We start from the raw sequence: 17416 nt of genomic DNA, 5'->3' as shown, positions 1-17416 counted from the left end.
ACGTCCTATTCAATATCACCAGGTACTAAAGGTACAAATCGTACTGGTGCAACTTTATGTTCTGTGAATGTGTCGCCATTTCTGACAACCATCATTAATTGCTGATCTTGCTCGCCCACGGGGGCTATCATCACACCGCCATCAGCAAGTTGTGCTAGTAACCCTTGCGGCATCGTTGCTGCCGCAGCAGTCACGATAATCCCTTCAAATGGTGCTTGCGATTGCCACCCTTGCCATCCATCACCATGTTTCATCGTTACATTGTATAAATCAAGCTTATGTAAACGGCGCTTTGCTTGCCACTGCAACGCTTTAATGCGTTCAACTGAACACACTTTAGTGAACGTTTTTGCAAGAATCGCGGTTTGATACCCTGATCCCGTGCCAATTTCAAGTACCTTATCGCGTACTCCTGCAAGTCGCAGTAACTCTGTCATTCGCGCAACGATATAAGGCTGCGAAATTGTTTGCCCTTGACCAATAGGTAAAGCGGTATTCTGATACGCTTTATGCTGTAAAACATCATCAACAAACACATGCCGCGGGGTCGTCGCAATCGCCTCAAGTACAGCGGCATCTTCTACGCCATCCCGCTTTAATAATTCAGCCAATGCCAACGCACTGCGATTATAATTAGTCAGCACTATTAATCTCCATCTTCGCTAACCAGCTATCGACGGCTTGAAGACTCTCCTTCGCTGTCATATCAACACTTAACGGTGTTACTGAGGCATACCCATTATTAATGGCGTAAAAGTCAGTCCCTTCTCCTGCGTCACTTTCAGCGCCGAGCGTGCCATACCAAAAAATATCACGCCCCCACGGGTCTTGTTGTTTGGTCATGGTTTCAGCTTTATGACGTGCGCCAAGGCGTGTTACTTTTACTCCTTTGAGTTCTGAAAGAGGAATATCTGGCACATTTAAGTTAATGATCTGATCTTTCGGTAGAGGGTGTGATGCAAGCTCTTTAATGATACCGACAGCCACTGCTGCTGCCGTTTCAAAATGATTCCCTTCTTTAGAACAGAGTGAGACAGCGATCGCTGGCAGCCCTAAGTGGCGGCCTTCGGTTGCGGCTGCAACCGTACCAGAATAGAGCGTGTCATCACCTAAGTTAGCCCCATGATTAATACCAGCCACAACTAAGTCAGGCTGCTCATCGGTTAGCTCATTCACGCCAAGGTGAACACAATCCGTGGGGGTGCCATTAATAGAAATAAAGCCATTATCTAACATGGTCGCACGTAACGGGTTCATTAAGGTTAATGAATTGCTGGCGCCACTGCAGTTACGGTCAGGGGCAACCAGCGTCACATCGGCAATTTGCGTTAACGCATGATATAAAACGGCAATCCCTTTTGCATGCACTCCATCATCATTGCTTAATAAGATTTTCATTTACGCATCCTTTTGTTTTTGTTCTCTTGGGCTGGCGTCTTTATAGTCCACCAGCTCTCGCAAAAGCGCGGTTGCAAAGCAGCCTTTTGGTAAACCAAAACTCAGTTTTACAGTTGTCTCATCAAGTGTTTCAACAGTTAAAGACTCGGGAATTAAGCGCAGCATTCTGCGCTCATTCTTAAGCCCAAGCTCAGCTAATCCCTCTATCCAAGACTGATAAGGGAGCAACCATTGCTTTTCGGTTTCGGTTAAGCCTTTTTCGCCTTTGCCCACCATTGGTGCCGACATAACAATATCGCCAGAGGCTAAACGTGCAATATTGTCATCGCTTATATTGTCTTCAAAAAAGGCATTACTGCCGCTAAGCATAAACACTTCGCGGTGCATGGTTTTCGCAAGACCATGCTCAGCTACACGCATACTTACTATTTCATTGAACACATAAGAACGGGCCGCTGAAATCACTAAACCACGCAGCTTTTTATCGCGAATACGCTCTCCTGCAAACATCCGTTTAGCCATTTCAAGGTTATGCCCTCCATGACCAAATCGCTGTTCGCCAAAGTAATTTGGCACCCCAGCACGCACTGCATTAATACGACACAAAATATCTAAAGGCTCGGTCACATTACGCAGGGTAATCGTAAATCGATTGCCCTTGTGGCAGCCTGTTCTTAATTTACGGTTGTGGCGCTGCTGCGCGATAATAAAGAATTGCTCGTTATTCAGTTCACTAAATTCAATGTGCTTTTTAATCGGCACAGGCACACTAAACCATTGTGTACAAACACCGTGGCGATCTTTTAAACCCGCATAGCTTACATCACGCGGTGATACGCCCGCTTTTTCGGCAATTCGCTTGGCTATAAACTGGGTGTTTTCACCTTTTTTGACGACCTGCAAGCACACATGCTCGCCGCTGCCAGTGAATTCAATACCGAGGTCTTCGTCAACCATAAAGTCTTCAGCAAACGTTTTAAAGTCGGCTTTTGATAGTGGTTTTCCGTATAAATAATTCAATTCACTCATGAATTTTGTTTACTCATAATAACCACTGCGTGGCTTGAAATGCCCTCTTTACGACCTTCAAAGCCCAGCTTTTCGGTGGTAGTGGCTTTCACATTCACTTGCGAAATATCGGCTTCTAAATCAGCAGCTAAATTTTTACGCATGGCTTGAATATGAGGCAGCATTTTTGGTGCTTGAGCTACAATGGTTACATCTGCATTGCCAAGTTCATAGCCTTGCTCTTTTGCAAGCTTAACCACATGACGCAATAATATTCGGCTGTCGATGTTTTCGTATTCACTCGCAGTATCTGGGAAGTGCTTACCAATGTCGCCCATTGCCAGTGATCCTAATATAGCATCACATAATGCATGAATAGCCACATCGCCATCTGAATGCGCTAAAAAACCTTGTGGGTAATCAATTTTTTCACCACAAATAACCAACGGGCCTTCGCCGCCAAATTTGTGAACATCAAAGCCATGGCCAATTCGAATCATGGGGTTCTCTCGTTTTGTTGTTTTTGCAGTAGAAACGCTGCTAAATCTAAATCTTCTGGGGTGGTTATTTTAATGTTGTCACTGCGCCCAGCGACTAATTTTACTGGCTGCTTTGCCCACTCAATCGCCGAAGCTTCATCGGTGATAGTCACGCCGTTCTCTAGGGCATTTGAAAGTGCATCTACAAGCGCCTGATAAGGGAAAAATTGAGGGGTAAGCGCCTGCCATAAATCATCACGTGGCACAGTTTGCTCACTATGAGTATGGCCGCGTTTAATAGTATCTTTGACTTTAGAGGCTAAAATACCGCCCTCGTTAGCTGCTAGGCACTCATCGACCAAACGAGTTATATCGCTTAAACACACTAACGGTCTTGCTGCATCATGCACCAGTACCCAGTCTGGCGGGTTATCAGCAAGTGACAGCAAAGCATTAAGGACTGAGTCGGCACGCTCTGTGCCGCCCGACACTCGTTCTATGCGGCTATCGATTTGAGGTATCACGTCAAAGTAACCATCGTCGTCACTTATTGCTACTTTTATCGTGTGAATAAAATCTAATTCAGCAAGCTTGCTAAGGGTATGCTCTAAAATGGTTTTACCCGCCAGTTCGATATACTGTTTTGGCGCAGAATGTTGCATTCGGCTGCCAACACCGGCTGCGGGAACTATTGCAGTGATTTTCTGTTTAGTTTTCATTTTGTTGTTGGCCTGGCAATACACGAATAAACGTTTCACCAGGTTTAATCATTCCTAATTCATTACGCGCACGTTCTTCTATGCCTTCTTGGCCGAGTTTTAAATCTTTAATATCGGCTTTGAGCACTTTGTTACGTTTTAATAATTTAGCATTTGTATCTTGATGAGAGGCGACCGCTTGTTTTAGACGAGTGTAATCCTGCACACCATTATGGCCAAACCATAAACGATACTGGATAAATAAAGCCAAACATAACAAGGCGAATTGAAACACCCGCATTGAACACTCCTTCGCGGTTAAATTAAGTCAAAGGGCGTTTTAAATTACGCCAATTTATATTGCTTGCTAGTAGCATTTCTCTTAATGACAAACGCTTAGGTGTAATCCGTTTATTAAGTTGCCATTGATGGCCACAACAGGCTGCTGCCATCACTGCTTTTGACGGTTTTAATAACTGCGCTGGCGCGTGTTCTAATGACTCACCGGATAACGTAAACCAACCAAGCTCATTACAATGTACCTTATTGTCGCTTACTTGATCTAAGCTGTCTATGCGCACGGTGGTACATTGCCCGTCATTAATTAGCACGGGGACAATTAACCCACGCTTAGCATATTGACTATAAAAGTCTTCTGATGCACTTTTGCTATATACAGGCGGCGTAGTTTTTTGTTTTTCGAGCCAGCTGCCATTTTGTGAATCAAGCTGTAAAGGCGCATCACCACTGACTATCCGTATTGCTAGTCGCTCTATGTAATAAGGCAAACTTGCCAATAAGCGTCTAAGCCTTGCCGCATCAGGTTCATCGACCAAACGCGGGATTTCTCGAGCATAAAACGCATTACATAACTGTGCATACAAAGCCCGTTCGGCATCAGTTTGCCAAATTTCGGCTTGTGGCGACGGTTCGCTCTGTGGATTAGAAATAGACAATGCCCGCTCTTATAAAACAATTGCTTGACTGTTTTATAGCATAGAGCGTTAATTGAGCGCTACTTTACTGCGCCTTTTTTACCCAGTTTAGCATTACCCGTTTCTAAAAACTGCACAACTGCATCGCGTTTTTTGCCCATTAACAAACTGCCATCGGCTAAAAACATAAAGTTTTGCCAGCAACGTTTAAACACTGCAAAGCTAGTTTCAATAATATTGTCGCGCGCCATACAAAAATACACGGTGGTGTTGGCTTCCCAATCAAGGTGCGCCAAGATTGCCTCGGGGAGTTGTTCTTCGCCAGCTTCCCACGCATTTTCCCAATTAATGGTTTCGGTAAAGCTGTCTTCTTTGCCACACCAATCTGTTTTATCGAAAAAATCTGGGTGATCATGCTCGCGGCTCACCATGGTAGACCAAAGTACAGCGGCACGTTCGCTGGTCATTGGTTTAATTTGCTGCGCATCTGCTGCGTTAATTGGCATGTCTTTATGGCGAAAAACCCATGCTTTTTTGTATTCATCTAACGAAATATAATTCATAGTGTTGACAGTTTATTTAGCATTAAAAAGTGCAAAACGTAATTATACAAGAGATCAAAACATGACTACAGCAATAAAACCTCATCCTCTCAAATCAGGCATATACCAGCATTACAAAGGCCCAAAATACAAAGTAGAGTATGTCGCCACTCACAGTGAAACCGAAGAGCCACTCGTTATTTACCAAGCACTGTATGGTGAGTTTGGTATGTGGGCACGCCCACTCAGCATGTTTTTAGAAACCGTTGAGGTAAACGGCAAAACAGTCCCACGCTTTGCATACCTTTCAGACGCAGAATAACTATGGCATCATAGCATTATTAATCACTGCTCAGACCAGATAAGGTGACATCGTGCTTTTTAATTCAACCGACAACTACATTGCCAGTAACTCATTAAAACAAGCGGTTAACGCAGCCATCTTGCTCGAAAAACCTCTGCTTATAAAAGGGGAGCCCGGCACAGGTAAAACCATGTTAGCCGAGGAGCTTGCAAAAAGCTTAGACACCACGCTTATTCAATGGCATATAAAATCGACCACCAAAGCACAGCAAGGCCTATACGAATATGATGCAGTGTCACGGTTGCGCGACAGCCAGTTAGGTGATGAGCGCGTTCACGACATTGGTAACTACATTGTAAAAGGTAAATTATGGCAAGCCTTCACCTATGGAGAGCAACATAATAAACGCCCCGTGTTGCTGATTGACGAAATCGACAAAGCCGATATCGAGTTTCCAAACGACTTATTGTTAGAACTCGATAAAATGGAGTTTCATGTTTATGAAACCGGTGAGCGCGTTATTGCCAAGCACCGCCCTATTGTTATTATTACCTCAAACAACGAAAAAGAGCTGCCTGATGCCTTTTTACGTCGTTGTTTTTTCCACTACATCGACTTTCCATCGAGCGACGAAATGGCGCAAATTATCGATGTACATCACCCGCATGTTAAGCAAGACTTGGTACGCGAAGCACTTGAAGTATTCTTTAACCTGCGCGATGTAAATGGCATAAAGAAAAAGCCCTCAACCAGCGAGTTACTCGATTGGTTAAAATTATTGATGGCTGAAGATATCGATGCCAAAACACTGCATGATAAAAGCCAAAAAGGCGGCCTAATGCCAATGTTTGGTGCGCTATTAAAGAACGAGCAAGACATTAGCCTCATCGAAAAACTTGCTTTTATGAGTCGTCGTTAAGATGTTAATTGCGTTTTTCTTTAAGTTACGTGAATACCGCTTACCCGTGAGTCTGCGTGAGTTACTTGATTTGATCAACGCGCTCAAGCAAGGGGTCATTTTTGCCGACGTAGACGCGTTTTATTACTTAGCGCGTACCATCATGGTCAAAGACGAAACTCACTTTGACCGGTTTGATAAAGCCTTTGCCGATTACTTTAGCGGGGTTGCTGACCTTGATTTACTCGAAAGCTTAAAACAACAGCATAACCTGCCTAACGACTGGTTGCGCAAAGAGTTTGAAAAACACTTAACAGACGAAGAAAAAGCACAGTTAAAAGCGATGGGTGGCCTCGATAAACTTATGGAAGCCCTGAAACAGCGCCTTGAAGAACAGCAAAAACGCCATGCTGGCGGCAACAAATGGGTTGGCACTGGCGGCACCTCGCCGTTTGGCGCGTATGGCTTTAACCCAGAAGGCGTGCGTATTGGTCAAGACGGTAATCGTAACCGCCGTGCTGTAAAAGTATGGGATAAACGGACATACCGCAACCTCGACAGTGACCGCGAAATTGGCTCTCGCACCATTAAGCTCGCGCTTAAAAAACTGCGTAAATTTGCCCGCACCGGGGCTAGCGACACTCTCGATTTAACCGAAACCATTCGTGCTACTGCAAAGCAAGGTGGCATGCTCGATGTAAAAATGGCACCCGAGCGCCACAATGCTGTAAAAGTGCTGATGTTGTTTGATATTGGCGGCTCAATGGATGATTACATTCATACCTGTGAGGAGTTATTTAGTGCTGCACACAGCGAATTTAAGCACCTCGAGTTTTACTATTTTCATAATTGTTTATACGAACATGTTTGGCAAGACAACGAGCGCCGCCATTCAAACGTGATTGATACCATGACCTTGATTAACAAGTTCACCAGTGACTACAAGGTCATTTTTGTTGGCGATGCCACCATGGGTCCTTACGAAATAGCCTACCCTGGTGGCAGTGTAGAACATTGGAATGAGGAACCCGGCAGCGCCTGGCTAAACCGCATAACAAATCACTTTGATAAAGTCGCTTGGCTCAACCCACAACCGGTTGAGCACTGGCGTTACTATCAATCGATTGATTTTATAAAACAGTTAATGAACAACCGTATGTATCCACTCACCTTAGATGGCATAAGTAATGCGATTAGGGAATTGAGTTAGCCTAGATTGTAGGCGCGATTTTATATCGCGCAATACTAAAAATTGACTTGGGATCAACCCACTGCTGACACACAATGATGCTGGATTTCACTTCGTTCAGGCAAATTAGGTAAACTTCCAAACCAAAAACACCAACGCAAAGCCCACTAAATAAACCAAACCTAGCCAGCTTAGAGTCCGAATTAAGGGGGAATGCACAATACTTGGCTCTGAGCGCACTAAACTAAAGTTAAGCCATGCAAATACTGGGGTGGTAACAAAGGCGAGAGTCATGGCAAACGTAAGCATGGGGCCAAGTGCCGATTTAAAGAATAAAATGATTGCCATACCAGAAAATGCTTGCAGTAAAAGCCACATATTTAAACTGTGTTTAGACTGTTTTACAGGCAGTAATTTGTGCGATTCATTTAAGGTTCTGGCGTAGCCGTCAAGCACGGTAAGCGTGGTGCCAAACATACATAAAAAAGCGATACCCGACACCAATGGCCTTGCCCACTCTCCCATTGTAAGGGCGTACATATCAATAAGCTGTTTAGCAAACGCCACCCCACCTAATTGCACGGCTTGTACCTGTCCGTATTGCACTAATACACCTAGCGAGAAAAACACCAAAGCTAGGGCTGCTGTAAGCCAGTAGCCTAAATTAAAATCAAATAAACCTTGCTGCTTAGTAATAACTTGTTGCTGCTGCTTTTCTTTTAGCCAAAGTGAACTAATCGCTGAGATTTCAATAGGAGCTGGCATCCAGCCCATTAGCGCCACCATAAAGCCAAGCATTGCAAGCTCATACGGCGACGGGCCCACGTAGTCAACTGGAGCCATAAGACCATTATTAATTGCCACCACCAAAGCAGCCACAGTTGTAACAGTAAGCAGCCCCATAATGATTTTAGACACGTTATCGAGCGCCTTAAAATGCCCCAACAACAAAATAAGTAAACAAACAGCCAAAATAATCCAACACAACAAGGTCACCGAAATGGTGATCGGCAGTGCGTAATGTAATAGGCTGGCTGTTAAAAGTAGTACCCCTGCGGTATTCACTACTGCAGCCACAATATTTAACGCAATAAAACTGTAAAAGTAACCCGGCCCTTTTTGCTTGTAGCCCTCAACTAAACTTTGTTTAGTTGCAAGGGTGTATTCCATACCAAATCGAAAGAATGGGTACTTAAGTACATTCACAACAATAATTAGCCAAAATAGTTGCCAGCCAAATAACGAGCCAGCCTGCGTCGACGCCACCAAATGTGAGCCACCAATCGCCGCTGTGGCCATTAATATGCCAGGGCCAAGTGCATTAAGTTTAGATTGCCAATGTGATACTGCTGATTGCATATGCTTTATGTGTTTTATTCTTAGTTACAAGCAACTTACAGCGTTTTAGATGAGATTGGAAGACACTCCTCGCTTCTGAGTTCTAGGATTAAGTTGTCAGTTTATAAAACCAAAAAAGCCAAACATATTTATGTTTGGCTTTCTCTTGTTCGAGGTTTTGCGCTAAATTTTTGTGGCTAACACTTAGCGTCTAATTTATTAGCTTAAATTCATTTCTTGAATAATCTCATGGGCGATTTCCGGCGTTGTGCTCACCGGTTTTTCATGTAGTTTAGCTTTCATTTGCCCTTTACGATGTTTTAGCGATGCATCGAGTTTTTTAGCTGCATTTGCAAGTGCTGGGTACATCACTTCATCTTCTCCTTTAACTGATAAACGTGCACCTTCATAAATAGTGCTGATCTCAGCTTGATACTTGTGATGTTCTTTTGAAAGAATAATATCGAGAGATATTAACGATGGAAAATGGCTAGCAATTTTTGAGAATTTCTCGTTGATATGAGCTCTAACAGCCTCAGTAACGTCAACATGATGACCAGAAATATTAATCTTCATAGGGTATCCTTTTTTCTTGTTACCTCATAGTTAGTATTGGGGGCGATTTGAATTAACACAAGCGAAAATCAAAGATAATTAGTAATTGATTGTAACCACACATGATTTAGATCATGCTCTGCGGATAAAATATGCAAAAGCCCGTATTACACGGGCTTTATAGAAAAGTTATCAACTGCTCATTAAGTGTACGAGCAACAATAATCAGCAAAGTCAGTTACCTTTACGCGAAAGGTAACATTGGCGTCTACATTAAACGAATCTCCAGCCTTCATGGCTTGCCACTCAGTTTCGCCTGGCAGTAACACTTGCCACTCTCCCGCAAGTAACTCCATGTGCTCTTTTTGATTTGTGCCAAACTCAAATTCTCCTGGTTGCATAAAACCTAATGTTTTAGTACTGCCATCGGCAAAAAGCACAACACGGCTCGAAACTTTACCATCAAAATAGACATTCGCTTTTTTTACAACACTTACACTGTCAAACTGAGTCATACTCACTCCTGTTATGTTTTATAATCTTCTTTATTTCAGCCTGCCCGAATTTTAAGTAAGCAGCAACTGAAGATTATTCAATTAACCTCTATATGTGAGCTGATTTTTTTATTATCTTTTATACACTGAGCAATTAAAAAAACAAATAGAGTGCCTATGTGTTCACCAAAACACTAAAAACGCCCCTACGGTATAAAGTACCCAAGTAGCAGTGATAATTATTGCTGATCTGTCGGGTACGTATCGAATCTTTTGACTGGCAGCAAAAATCCATAAAAAAGCCCGCGCAGTGCTAAGACCGCGCGGGCTTTTAAATTTTAGCGACTAAAGCTTAGAACAAAGCGTTTGCTTTGTTTACGATGTTTTCAACCGTGAAACCAAAGTGCTTGAATAACTCACCAGCAGGTGCTGACTCACCAAATGTCGTCATACCTACTACTGCGCCATTTAGGCCTACGTATTTGTACCAGTAGTCTGCAATGCCCGCTTCGATAGCTACGCGGCGTGTTACGCTTGCTGGTAATACGCTTTCTTTGTAGGCTGCGTCTTGCTCATCAAACAAGTCAGTTGAAGGCATAGAAACCACACGTACTTTTTTGCCTTGTGAACGAAGCTCTGCAGCGGCGTCTTGTGCAAGCTGTACTTCTGAGCCCGTTGCAATAAGGATAAGCTCAGGCTCACCATCGCAACTCAGTACGTAACCACCTTTTTTCACATCGCTTAACTGTTGTGCAGTACGCGTTTGTTGCTCAAGACCTTGACGTGTGAAGATCAATGACGTTGGGCCATCTTTACGCTCAATCGCTTGTTGCCATGCAATTGCAGACTCAACTTGGTCACACGGACGCCAGTTAACAAGATTAGGCGTTAAACGCATGCTTGCAATTTGCTCTACTGGTTGGTGCGTAGGGCCATCTTCACCCAGACCAATTGAATCGTGCGTGTATACAAAAATGCTTGGTTGCTTCATTAATGCAGCCATGCGTACCGCATTACGCGCGTATTCCATAAACATTAAGAATGTTGCGCCGTAAGGAATAAAGCCTTTGTGCAGTGCAATACCATTCATAATTGCCGACATACCAAACTCACGGACACCGTAGTAGATGTAGTTACCGCTTGCGTCGTCTGCTGTTACGCCTTTTGAACCATCCCAAATTGTTAAATTTGAACCAGCAAGGTCAGCTGAGCCGCCCATAAACTCTGGTAATAATGGACCAAATGCATTCAGTGCATTTTGTGAAGCTTTACGTGTTGCAGGGTTTGCAGGGTTTGCTTGCAGCTCTTCGATGTACGCTTGTGACTTTTCAGCCCAATCTGCTGGCAATTCGCCATTTGTACGACGCTTAAATTCTGCTGCTAGCTCTGGGTGTGCATTTGCGTATGCCGCAAACTTTTCGTCCCAGTTTGATTCAAGCTGTTGGCCCTTTTCTTTTGCGTCCCATTCGCTGTAGATATCAGCTGGGATTTCAAATGCTTCGCCTGTCCAGCCTAAGAACTCACGTGCCGCTTTGATCTCATCATGACCAAGTGGAGCACCATGACAGTCATGACTACCCGACTTATTAGGTGAACCGTAACCAATCACTGTTTTACAACAAATTAATGATGGCTTGTCGGTAATACTACGTGCTTCTTCGATGGCTGCGCGGATGGCCTCTGGGTTATGGCCATCAACATCACTCACCACGTGCCAGCCATATGCTTTAAAACGTGCAGGTGTGTCGTCGCTGAACCAACCTTCTACTTCACCGTCGATAGAGATGCCGTTGTCATCCCAAAACGCAACAAGTTTACCCAGGCCTAATGTGCCCGCTAATGAACAGGCTTCGTGAGAGATACCCTCCATTAAACAGCCATCACCCATAAACGCGTAGGTAAAGTGATCAACGATGTCGTGGCCTTCACGGTTAAATTGAGCAGCAAGCGCTTTTTCAGCAATTGCCATACCTACCGCATTTGTGATCCCTTGGCCTAATGGGCCCGTAGTGGTCTCAATACCTGGTGCATAGCCATACTCTGGATGCCCTGGTGTTTTTGAATGCATTTGACGGAAGTTTTTAATTTCTTCAAGTGGTAAGTCGTAACCACTTAAATGTAGTAGAGAATAAATCAGCATCGAACCGTGGCCATTTGAAAGAATAAAGCGATCACGGTCTGCCCACTCTGGGTTCGTCGGGTTGTGCTTTAGATAATCGCGCCATAGTACTTCTGCGATATCTGCCATGCCCATAGGGGCTCCAGGGTGGCCAGAGTTGGCCTGTTGTACTGCGTCCATTGATAAGACGCGAATAGCATTTGCAAGTTCTTTGCGAGATGGCATGAATTCTCCTACCTTTAATGTATTTGCGCTGGTTGTTTGTTAAGCCCCATTCTTACTTATTGTATGGGTGCAGTGCAATTAAAAATCCGTATTAAATGGGTCTATTACCACTGTTTATTAAGAACGAAATGTTATTAGTAATTTAAAATAGACGTCTAGGCGTAAAATAACTATGCAAACATAATTGTTTTAGATAAAATACGCCCCTTAATTTTTTAGCGCTATTACCGACGTTAGTGAAGCGCAATATTTGTGAGCAGAAATACAATGGCAAAACATTTATTTACTTCTGAATCTGTATCTGAAGGTCATCCGGATAAAATCGCGGACCAAATCTCTGACGCGGTTCTAGATGCTATCTTAGAGCAAGATTCTCATGCCCGTGTTGCATGTGAGACTTACGTTAAAACTGGTATGGTTATGGTGGGTGGTGAAATCACTACTAGCGCGTGGGTTGATATCGAAGAAATTACACGTAAAACTGTACGTGAAATCGGTTACACGCATTCAGACATGGGTTTTGATGCTGACTCGTGCGCAATCCTAAACACTATCGGTAAACAATCTCCAGACATCAACCAAGGTGTTGACCGTGCACGTCCAGAAGACCAAGGCGCGGGTGACCAAGGTTTAATGTTTGGTTATGCATGTAACGAAACAGACGTTTTAATGCCTGCACCAATCACGTATTCACACCGTTTAGTTCAGCGTCAAGCGCAAGTTCGTAAAAGCGGTGAGCTTAACTGGTTACGCCCAGATGCAAAATCACAAGTAACATTTGCATATGAAAATGGTAAGCCGGTAGGTATTGATGCTGTTGTTCTTTCAACGCAACACTGTGATTCAATCTCACAAAACGACCTAGTAGAAGCGGTAATGGAAACCATCATTAAGCCGGTTCTTCCAGCAGAGCTTATCTCTAGCGCAACGAAATTCTTCATCAACCCAACTGGCCGTTTCGTTATCGGTGGTCCAATGGGTGACTGTGGTCTGACTGGCCGTAAAATCATCGTTGATACATACGGTGGTATGGCGCGTCACGGTGGTGGTGCTTTCTCAGGTAAAGATCCATCAAAAGTTGACCGTAGCGCTGCATACGCGGCACGTTACGTTGCTAAAAACATGGTTGCTGCGGGTCTTGCTGACAAGTGTGAACTTCAAGTTTCTTACGCTATCGGTGTTGCAGAGCCAACATCTATCAGCATCGAGACATTTGGTACAGGTAAATTAGAAGAAGCACGTCTAATCGAATTAGTGCGTGAACACTTCGACCTACGTCCTTACGGCTTAATCCAAATGCTTGATCTTGAGCGTCCTATCTATCAACCGACTGCCGCTTATGGTCACTTCGGTCGTGAAGAGTTCCCTTGGGAGCGTACAGACAAAGCAGACGCACTTCGCGCAGCTGCTGGCCTGTAATAGGGTATACAGACTGAAAAAGCGCCATTTTGGCGCTTTTTTTGTGTTTAATTTTTTACTCTAAATTTTTATACCATTGCGCTTATACCATTACGCTTAATTAAGTGGTCTATTTTGAGGCAATAAAACCGCGTTGATAACAAGGCAAAAATTTAGTTATTTAGTTGTTCTCAGCAATTGCTCCTGCATTGCTCTACCTCCTGCATCCATGCTGTCGTAAATCAGATATTTTTAACGCAGATAGCGACTGGTTTAATCGCTCAAAATGATTAAGTATTATTGCGATTGGTATTAATTACAGTAACGTCATTATCTTTTCATACATCGCCACCAGCCAAACCAGTGCTAAAATAACCAATGACAAGGTCACCGCTGCCGAGGCCATATCCTTTGCGCGCCCAGACAGTACATGATATTCAATCCCCACTCTGTCAGTCAGCGCTTCGATGGCCGAATTGAGTAGTTCAACAATCAACAGTAATAAATACGGAATAAACAACACGAGCCAATGAGTCAGTGACTGCGCCAGAAAAACCGATAACGGTAATAAACACACCCCTAAATAAATTTCTGAGCGAAAAGCTGACTCTTCTTTAAATGCGGCCTTAAAACCTTTAATTGAGCACCTTGTGGCTTTTAAAATACGTCCAATACCAATGCCGTTGGGTTTATTGACCAAGGGGATTTTGGGTTCTTTCATGCTGTTCCTAGTACGAATAAACTTCGCAGATAATATTCATAAATACCTAAAATGTCATCTTCGCTTTACTAAGATAAGCACTTTCCTGGCACACTTGGGGGATTTGTCCGTGAAAACGCATTCTTTTTTAGCTGTTCACGCAATGCTTGTAATGACTTAAACACACTTTTTAAAGATACTTTATTACTTAACCAATGCGGAATAGCACCGCTTGGGTCTGCATACGCTTGGTGGGTAATCAGTAAGTTATTTTGCTGTTGCTCTAAGCGCCAATAAGCGGTGAGCTCTTTAATACGCACCACCCCTTTTACCAAAGGTTTAACGTGGGGCTGGCTGGTAATTTTAAGCTCGGTTTTATTATCGCTTAAGGTGTGATAGCAAGAGTAGCTCACTAAATCACGATCAGAAACCGGCCAAGGCGAGTTAAAGCGCGTATAAACAAGCGTCTCTGCGGGGCTAAGCCGCTCTATTAGGGTTACACTTTGAACATTTTCGAGCCAATTTGGCGCGTTGTCGGTGTCGCTAAGTAAGGCCATAAAGTCATCTGCCTTGGTATCTTCAACAACCACAGATGCATTAATTTCGATAATGCCACTGTCATGTTTTTGATACGTGACCTTTATACCTTCTTGCTGCTTGTATGTATGCCATTCTATTGGGGTCGCGACAGTTGAACAACTAAACCACGCTAACCCAATGAATAGCCAACGATTCACAGATTTATAACCAGTAGGGATCAGTATTGAATGAGGCATGACGACTTTGTTCCATGGCGCTCACTAAAAATTCTGACTTTTGCTCGAGCCACGTTTGAATCTTTGCTAATTCCTGATCGTCTTGTCCTGCACACAACTGCTTTAAATACTCAAGAGTACTGAGCTCGTAAATACCATGCGAAATATCTAACCAAGGAATACGAAACTCGCTTCTGTCGTCTTTATTGAATAATGCCCCCAAACAGTTACCACTTAAAAGAGAGTTTTCTAGACGAGTACGCAACGATAAATAGTCTTTATCACTCAGTGCTTGTTGTTCAGGAATAAGCTCATGCATATCGTGCCAATCTTTTGCAAATAAGCGCTTGGCTATATCTGCTACTGGTTTTTCTGCAGCTTGGAACTCTGCCTGCCCCCACGACTTACGCCATTGCTTTTCAATCAACCAGGTGGTCAATTGCAACAGCAAACGGTTGTAACGGGTGCTGTGAAATAACGCTTTTACATCGTCAATACTCGGCTGAAGCTCTTTTAGGTCGTTAATCACTTGAGTTAGCTCTGGTGCGCTATTAATTTTTTTATAATAGGCGTGACGTTTTGAGGTATAGGTTTTTAACTGAATGGCGTTTTCAACCCACGCCAACTCACTCAGCAACCACTTTAACTCAGTACGTAATGACTCTGTATCATCTTTACTAACAATATCATCGAACAGCCAAAAGGTGTGGCGAATTAATCGAATGCCATCAGTGACTCGTTTTAAGGTTTTTAAGCTCGGCTTGATGAAGTAACAGGCTTCATGCTTTTGTACAAAGCGAATCGCGTAATTTATCCCTGCGACCAAAGCTTGTTCTTGTGTGGCCTCTTTTTTAAGAGGCACAAACCCAATCGATTTACTTGCTTTTAGTGGGGTGTTATCGGCTAAGCCATAACCTCGTGCAGCTTTCGAATATAGCCCAAGACGTACATTACATTCGCTAACCAGTTTATCTGCAAGGGCAAATAACTCGTGGCGACTGCCTTCAATTAATTCCACTTCAAGCTCAGAGATCAGCTCAACTTTACCTGACGCTGCAATTTCACCTTTATCAAGTACAACCTCAATTTTAGCCCCACTGTTGGTTTCGATTAACCACGTGCGACGAATAAAGTTAGTACTAAAAATAGGATACAGGTTGTCGGCAATCGCATTAACTTGCATGCCATGCGGCCAAATTGTGGCATCAAAAGCCATTAAATCTGGGCGACCACCCTCTAAAGGTAAGTTATATTCTGGGCGTTGATGTAATCCACCTACAACTTCGCCAGCGAGTTTAATCGTTTGCTCGCACTGGTTATCACAGCAGCGGGTACGCAAACCAATATCCAGTGCGCGTAACTCACGACTTGGCGTATCATAGTAAGCATTTTGTAAGCTGCGTGACGGTTTATTTGTAACGGTTTTTGCAAATTGAGTAATTAATGCGGGGATCAGTGGAACAACGGCATCTGACACCAAAAACTTCAGTTCTATCTCAGTATCCATTCGTTTTGCGGAGTACATTTAAAATAAATAAGTGCTCAAAATAAACAAAGCAGCTACTTAATGCAAACTTTTTCCTGATTTTTACCCTCAAACCCTGTCTTGGATTACAATATCAGCCTTGCTATTAATAGTTGAAATCCCTACTATCTCTATACATTACGTATTTAAAAATTTGACCATTTTTGGGCAAGGTTACATTAACAAGGTAGATTGATGTTAAAACAGTGTATTTTTGGGCTGCTCCTATCAGCCGCCACTTTCATTAGCTATGCAGAAGAAGCGCCTACAAGCGACAACGGAAACACCGCATACATAGTCGACAACCTCTATACCTTTATGCATTCAGGCCCGAGTAAAAACTACCGTATTTTGGGGTCAGTTGATGCAGGTACTCAAATTACCTTGTTATCAGAAGAAGATAATGGTTATTTTAAAATTCGCGACGACAAAGACCGCGAAGGCTGGGTAGAAACGAAGTTTATCAGCGAGAACGCCGGTATCCATCAGCAATTTCAAGCTCTGAATAACGACATGACCTTGATGCAAGAGCAATTACGCCAAGCAGAAATTGAACTACCGCAATTACAAGAACAAAACAGAACCCTCACTGAGCAAAACCAAGCGCTAAGCGAACAAATTGAAAAACTAAAAAGCACCATAGAATCTGAGCGCAACGTGAAACAATTAGCCAGTGCCAAAGAAAAACGCCAACTATTAACTTACGGCGGCGCTATTGCATTTATTGGTTTATTACTTGGTATTATTTTAACGATTATGCTTTCACGCCGAAAACGTTATGATGGTTGGGCGTAATAATAGCAACCCGCAATAATAGTTAATCATTTTTAGGGATTGATTAAGCGAGTGGGTATAA

20 protein-coding genes are annotated in these 17416 nt (G+C 43.3%); 5 read left to right on the top strand and 15 right to left on the bottom strand.

Annotated features, from left to right (window positions below):
- Positions 1-5: 5 nt before the first annotated feature.
- Genes GZH31_RS03315 through GZH31_RS03280 form a run of 8 tightly spaced genes read right to left on the bottom strand, consistent with a single transcriptional unit; the run spans position 6 to position 5081 of the window.
- Entirely contained in the window at positions 6-644 is a 639-nt protein-coding gene (locus GZH31_RS03315; protein WP_036970812.1) for a protein-L-isoaspartate(D-aspartate) O-methyltransferase, read from the bottom strand.
- The gene (gene surE / locus GZH31_RS03310) at positions 634-1398 is read right to left on the bottom strand and encodes a 5'/3'-nucleotidase SurE (protein WP_118844020.1); all 765 of its coding nucleotides are present in this window, start codon (positions 1396-1398) and stop codon (positions 634-636) included. Before surE ends, GZH31_RS03315 begins: the two co-directional genes overlap by 11 nt.
- Positions 1399-2427 carry a tRNA pseudouridine(13) synthase TruD gene (gene truD / locus GZH31_RS03305; RefSeq protein ID WP_118844019.1) on the bottom strand — a complete coding sequence of 343 codons (1029 nt, stop codon included), beginning with the start codon at positions 2425-2427 and terminating at the stop codon, positions 1399-1401.
- Positions 2424-2906, bottom strand: coding sequence for a 2-C-methyl-D-erythritol 2,4-cyclodiphosphate synthase (gene ispF, locus GZH31_RS03300; RefSeq protein ID WP_036970817.1), 483 nt, complete (start codon positions 2904-2906; stop codon positions 2424-2426). Before ispF ends, truD begins: the two co-directional genes overlap by 4 nt.
- A complete protein-coding gene (gene ispD / locus GZH31_RS03295; RefSeq protein ID WP_065978035.1) occupies positions 2903-3604 on the bottom strand; it encodes a 2-C-methyl-D-erythritol 4-phosphate cytidylyltransferase in 702 nt (233 codons plus the stop codon). The genes ispF and ispD overlap by 4 nt, the downstream gene beginning before the upstream one ends.
- A complete protein-coding gene (ftsB, locus tag GZH31_RS03290; protein WP_036970819.1) occupies positions 3594-3884 on the bottom strand; it encodes a cell division protein FtsB in 291 nt (96 codons plus the stop codon). Before ftsB ends, ispD begins: the two co-directional genes overlap by 11 nt.
- Before the next feature lie 22 nt (positions 3885-3906).
- Positions 3907-4539 (bottom strand): hypothetical protein, encoded by a 633-nt coding sequence (locus GZH31_RS03285; protein ID WP_065978034.1) that lies wholly within the window; start codon positions 4537-4539, stop codon positions 3907-3909.
- 59 nt (positions 4540-4598) lie between these two features.
- On the bottom strand, positions 4599-5081 hold the full coding sequence (locus GZH31_RS03280; RefSeq protein ID WP_036970820.1) for a DUF2947 domain-containing protein: 483 nt from the start codon (positions 5079-5081) through the stop codon (positions 4599-4601).
- A 61-nt stretch (positions 5082-5142) separates the two neighbouring features.
- On the opposite strand from GZH31_RS03280, the gene GZH31_RS03275 reads away from it, so the two are divergent.
- From GZH31_RS03275 to GZH31_RS03265, 3 genes are read left to right on the top strand one after another with little or no spacing between them, the layout of a single operon-like run.
- Complete coding sequence (locus GZH31_RS03275) at positions 5143-5382, top strand: DUF1653 domain-containing protein (RefSeq protein WP_065978071.1); 240 nt, start codon at positions 5143-5145, stop codon at positions 5380-5382.
- Positions 5383-5434: 52 nt separating this feature from the next.
- Positions 5435-6283, top strand: coding sequence for a MoxR family ATPase (locus GZH31_RS03270; protein WP_075594100.1), 849 nt, complete (start codon positions 5435-5437; stop codon positions 6281-6283).
- Between the two features lies 1 nt (position 6284).
- Entirely contained in the window at positions 6285-7472 is a 1188-nt protein-coding gene (locus GZH31_RS03265) for a VWA domain-containing protein (protein WP_036970823.1), read from the top strand.
- A 105-nt stretch (positions 7473-7577) separates the two neighbouring features.
- Here the strand turns inward: GZH31_RS03265 and GZH31_RS03260 are convergent, their stop codons facing one another.
- From GZH31_RS03260 to tkt, 4 genes are all read right to left on the bottom strand, one after another.
- A complete protein-coding gene (locus GZH31_RS03260) occupies positions 7578-8750 on the bottom strand; it encodes an NRAMP family divalent metal transporter (RefSeq protein WP_143474494.1) in 1173 nt (390 codons plus the stop codon).
- Positions 8751-9008: 258 nt separating this feature from the next.
- On the bottom strand, positions 9009-9365 hold the full coding sequence (gene hpf / locus GZH31_RS03255; protein WP_036970825.1) for a ribosome hibernation-promoting factor, HPF/YfiA family: 357 nt from the start codon (positions 9363-9365) through the stop codon (positions 9009-9011).
- A gap of 182 nt (positions 9366-9547) precedes the next feature.
- The gene (locus GZH31_RS03250; protein ID WP_036970827.1) at positions 9548-9859 is read right to left on the bottom strand and encodes a pyrimidine/purine nucleoside phosphorylase; all 312 of its coding nucleotides are present in this window, start codon (positions 9857-9859) and stop codon (positions 9548-9550) included.
- Positions 9860-10190: 331 nt separating this feature from the next.
- The gene (gene tkt, locus GZH31_RS03245) at positions 10191-12182 is read right to left on the bottom strand and encodes a transketolase (RefSeq protein ID WP_036970828.1); all 1992 of its coding nucleotides are present in this window, start codon (positions 12180-12182) and stop codon (positions 10191-10193) included.
- A gap of 267 nt (positions 12183-12449) precedes the next feature.
- On the opposite strand from tkt, the gene metK reads away from it, so the two are divergent.
- Positions 12450-13601, top strand: a complete 1152-nt coding sequence (metK, locus tag GZH31_RS03240) for a methionine adenosyltransferase (protein WP_036970829.1) — start codon at positions 12450-12452, stop codon at positions 13599-13601.
- Between the two features lie 295 nt (positions 13602-13896).
- Here the strand turns inward: metK and GZH31_RS03235 are convergent, their stop codons facing one another.
- From GZH31_RS03235 to GZH31_RS03225, 3 genes are all read right to left on the bottom strand, one after another.
- A complete protein-coding gene (locus GZH31_RS03235; protein ID WP_036970830.1) occupies positions 13897-14301 on the bottom strand; it encodes a diacylglycerol kinase in 405 nt (134 codons plus the stop codon).
- 68 nt (positions 14302-14369) lie between these two features.
- Positions 14370-15056: an START domain-containing protein gene (locus tag GZH31_RS03230; protein WP_180311367.1), complete on the bottom strand. Its 687-nt coding sequence runs from the start codon at positions 15054-15056 to the stop codon at positions 14370-14372.
- The gene (locus GZH31_RS03225) at positions 15022-16542 is read right to left on the bottom strand and encodes a CYTH and CHAD domain-containing protein (protein WP_036970831.1); all 1521 of its coding nucleotides are present in this window, start codon (positions 16540-16542) and stop codon (positions 15022-15024) included. The genes GZH31_RS03230 and GZH31_RS03225 overlap by 35 nt, the downstream gene beginning before the upstream one ends.
- A gap of 213 nt (positions 16543-16755) precedes the next feature.
- Between GZH31_RS03225 and GZH31_RS03220 the strand changes: the two genes are divergently transcribed.
- Entirely contained in the window at positions 16756-17355 is a 600-nt protein-coding gene (locus GZH31_RS03220; protein WP_036970833.1) for a TIGR04211 family SH3 domain-containing protein, read from the top strand.
- Positions 17356-17416: the final 61 nt, after the last annotated feature.

The organism is Pseudoalteromonas sp. JSTW (assembly GCF_013423925.1).
GTDB classification, from domain to species: domain Bacteria; phylum Pseudomonadota; class Gammaproteobacteria; order Enterobacterales; family Alteromonadaceae; genus Pseudoalteromonas; species Pseudoalteromonas lipolytica.
The sequence above is the reverse complement of the archived record's forward strand: the minus strand, read 5'-3'. Positions and strand labels throughout refer to the sequence as shown.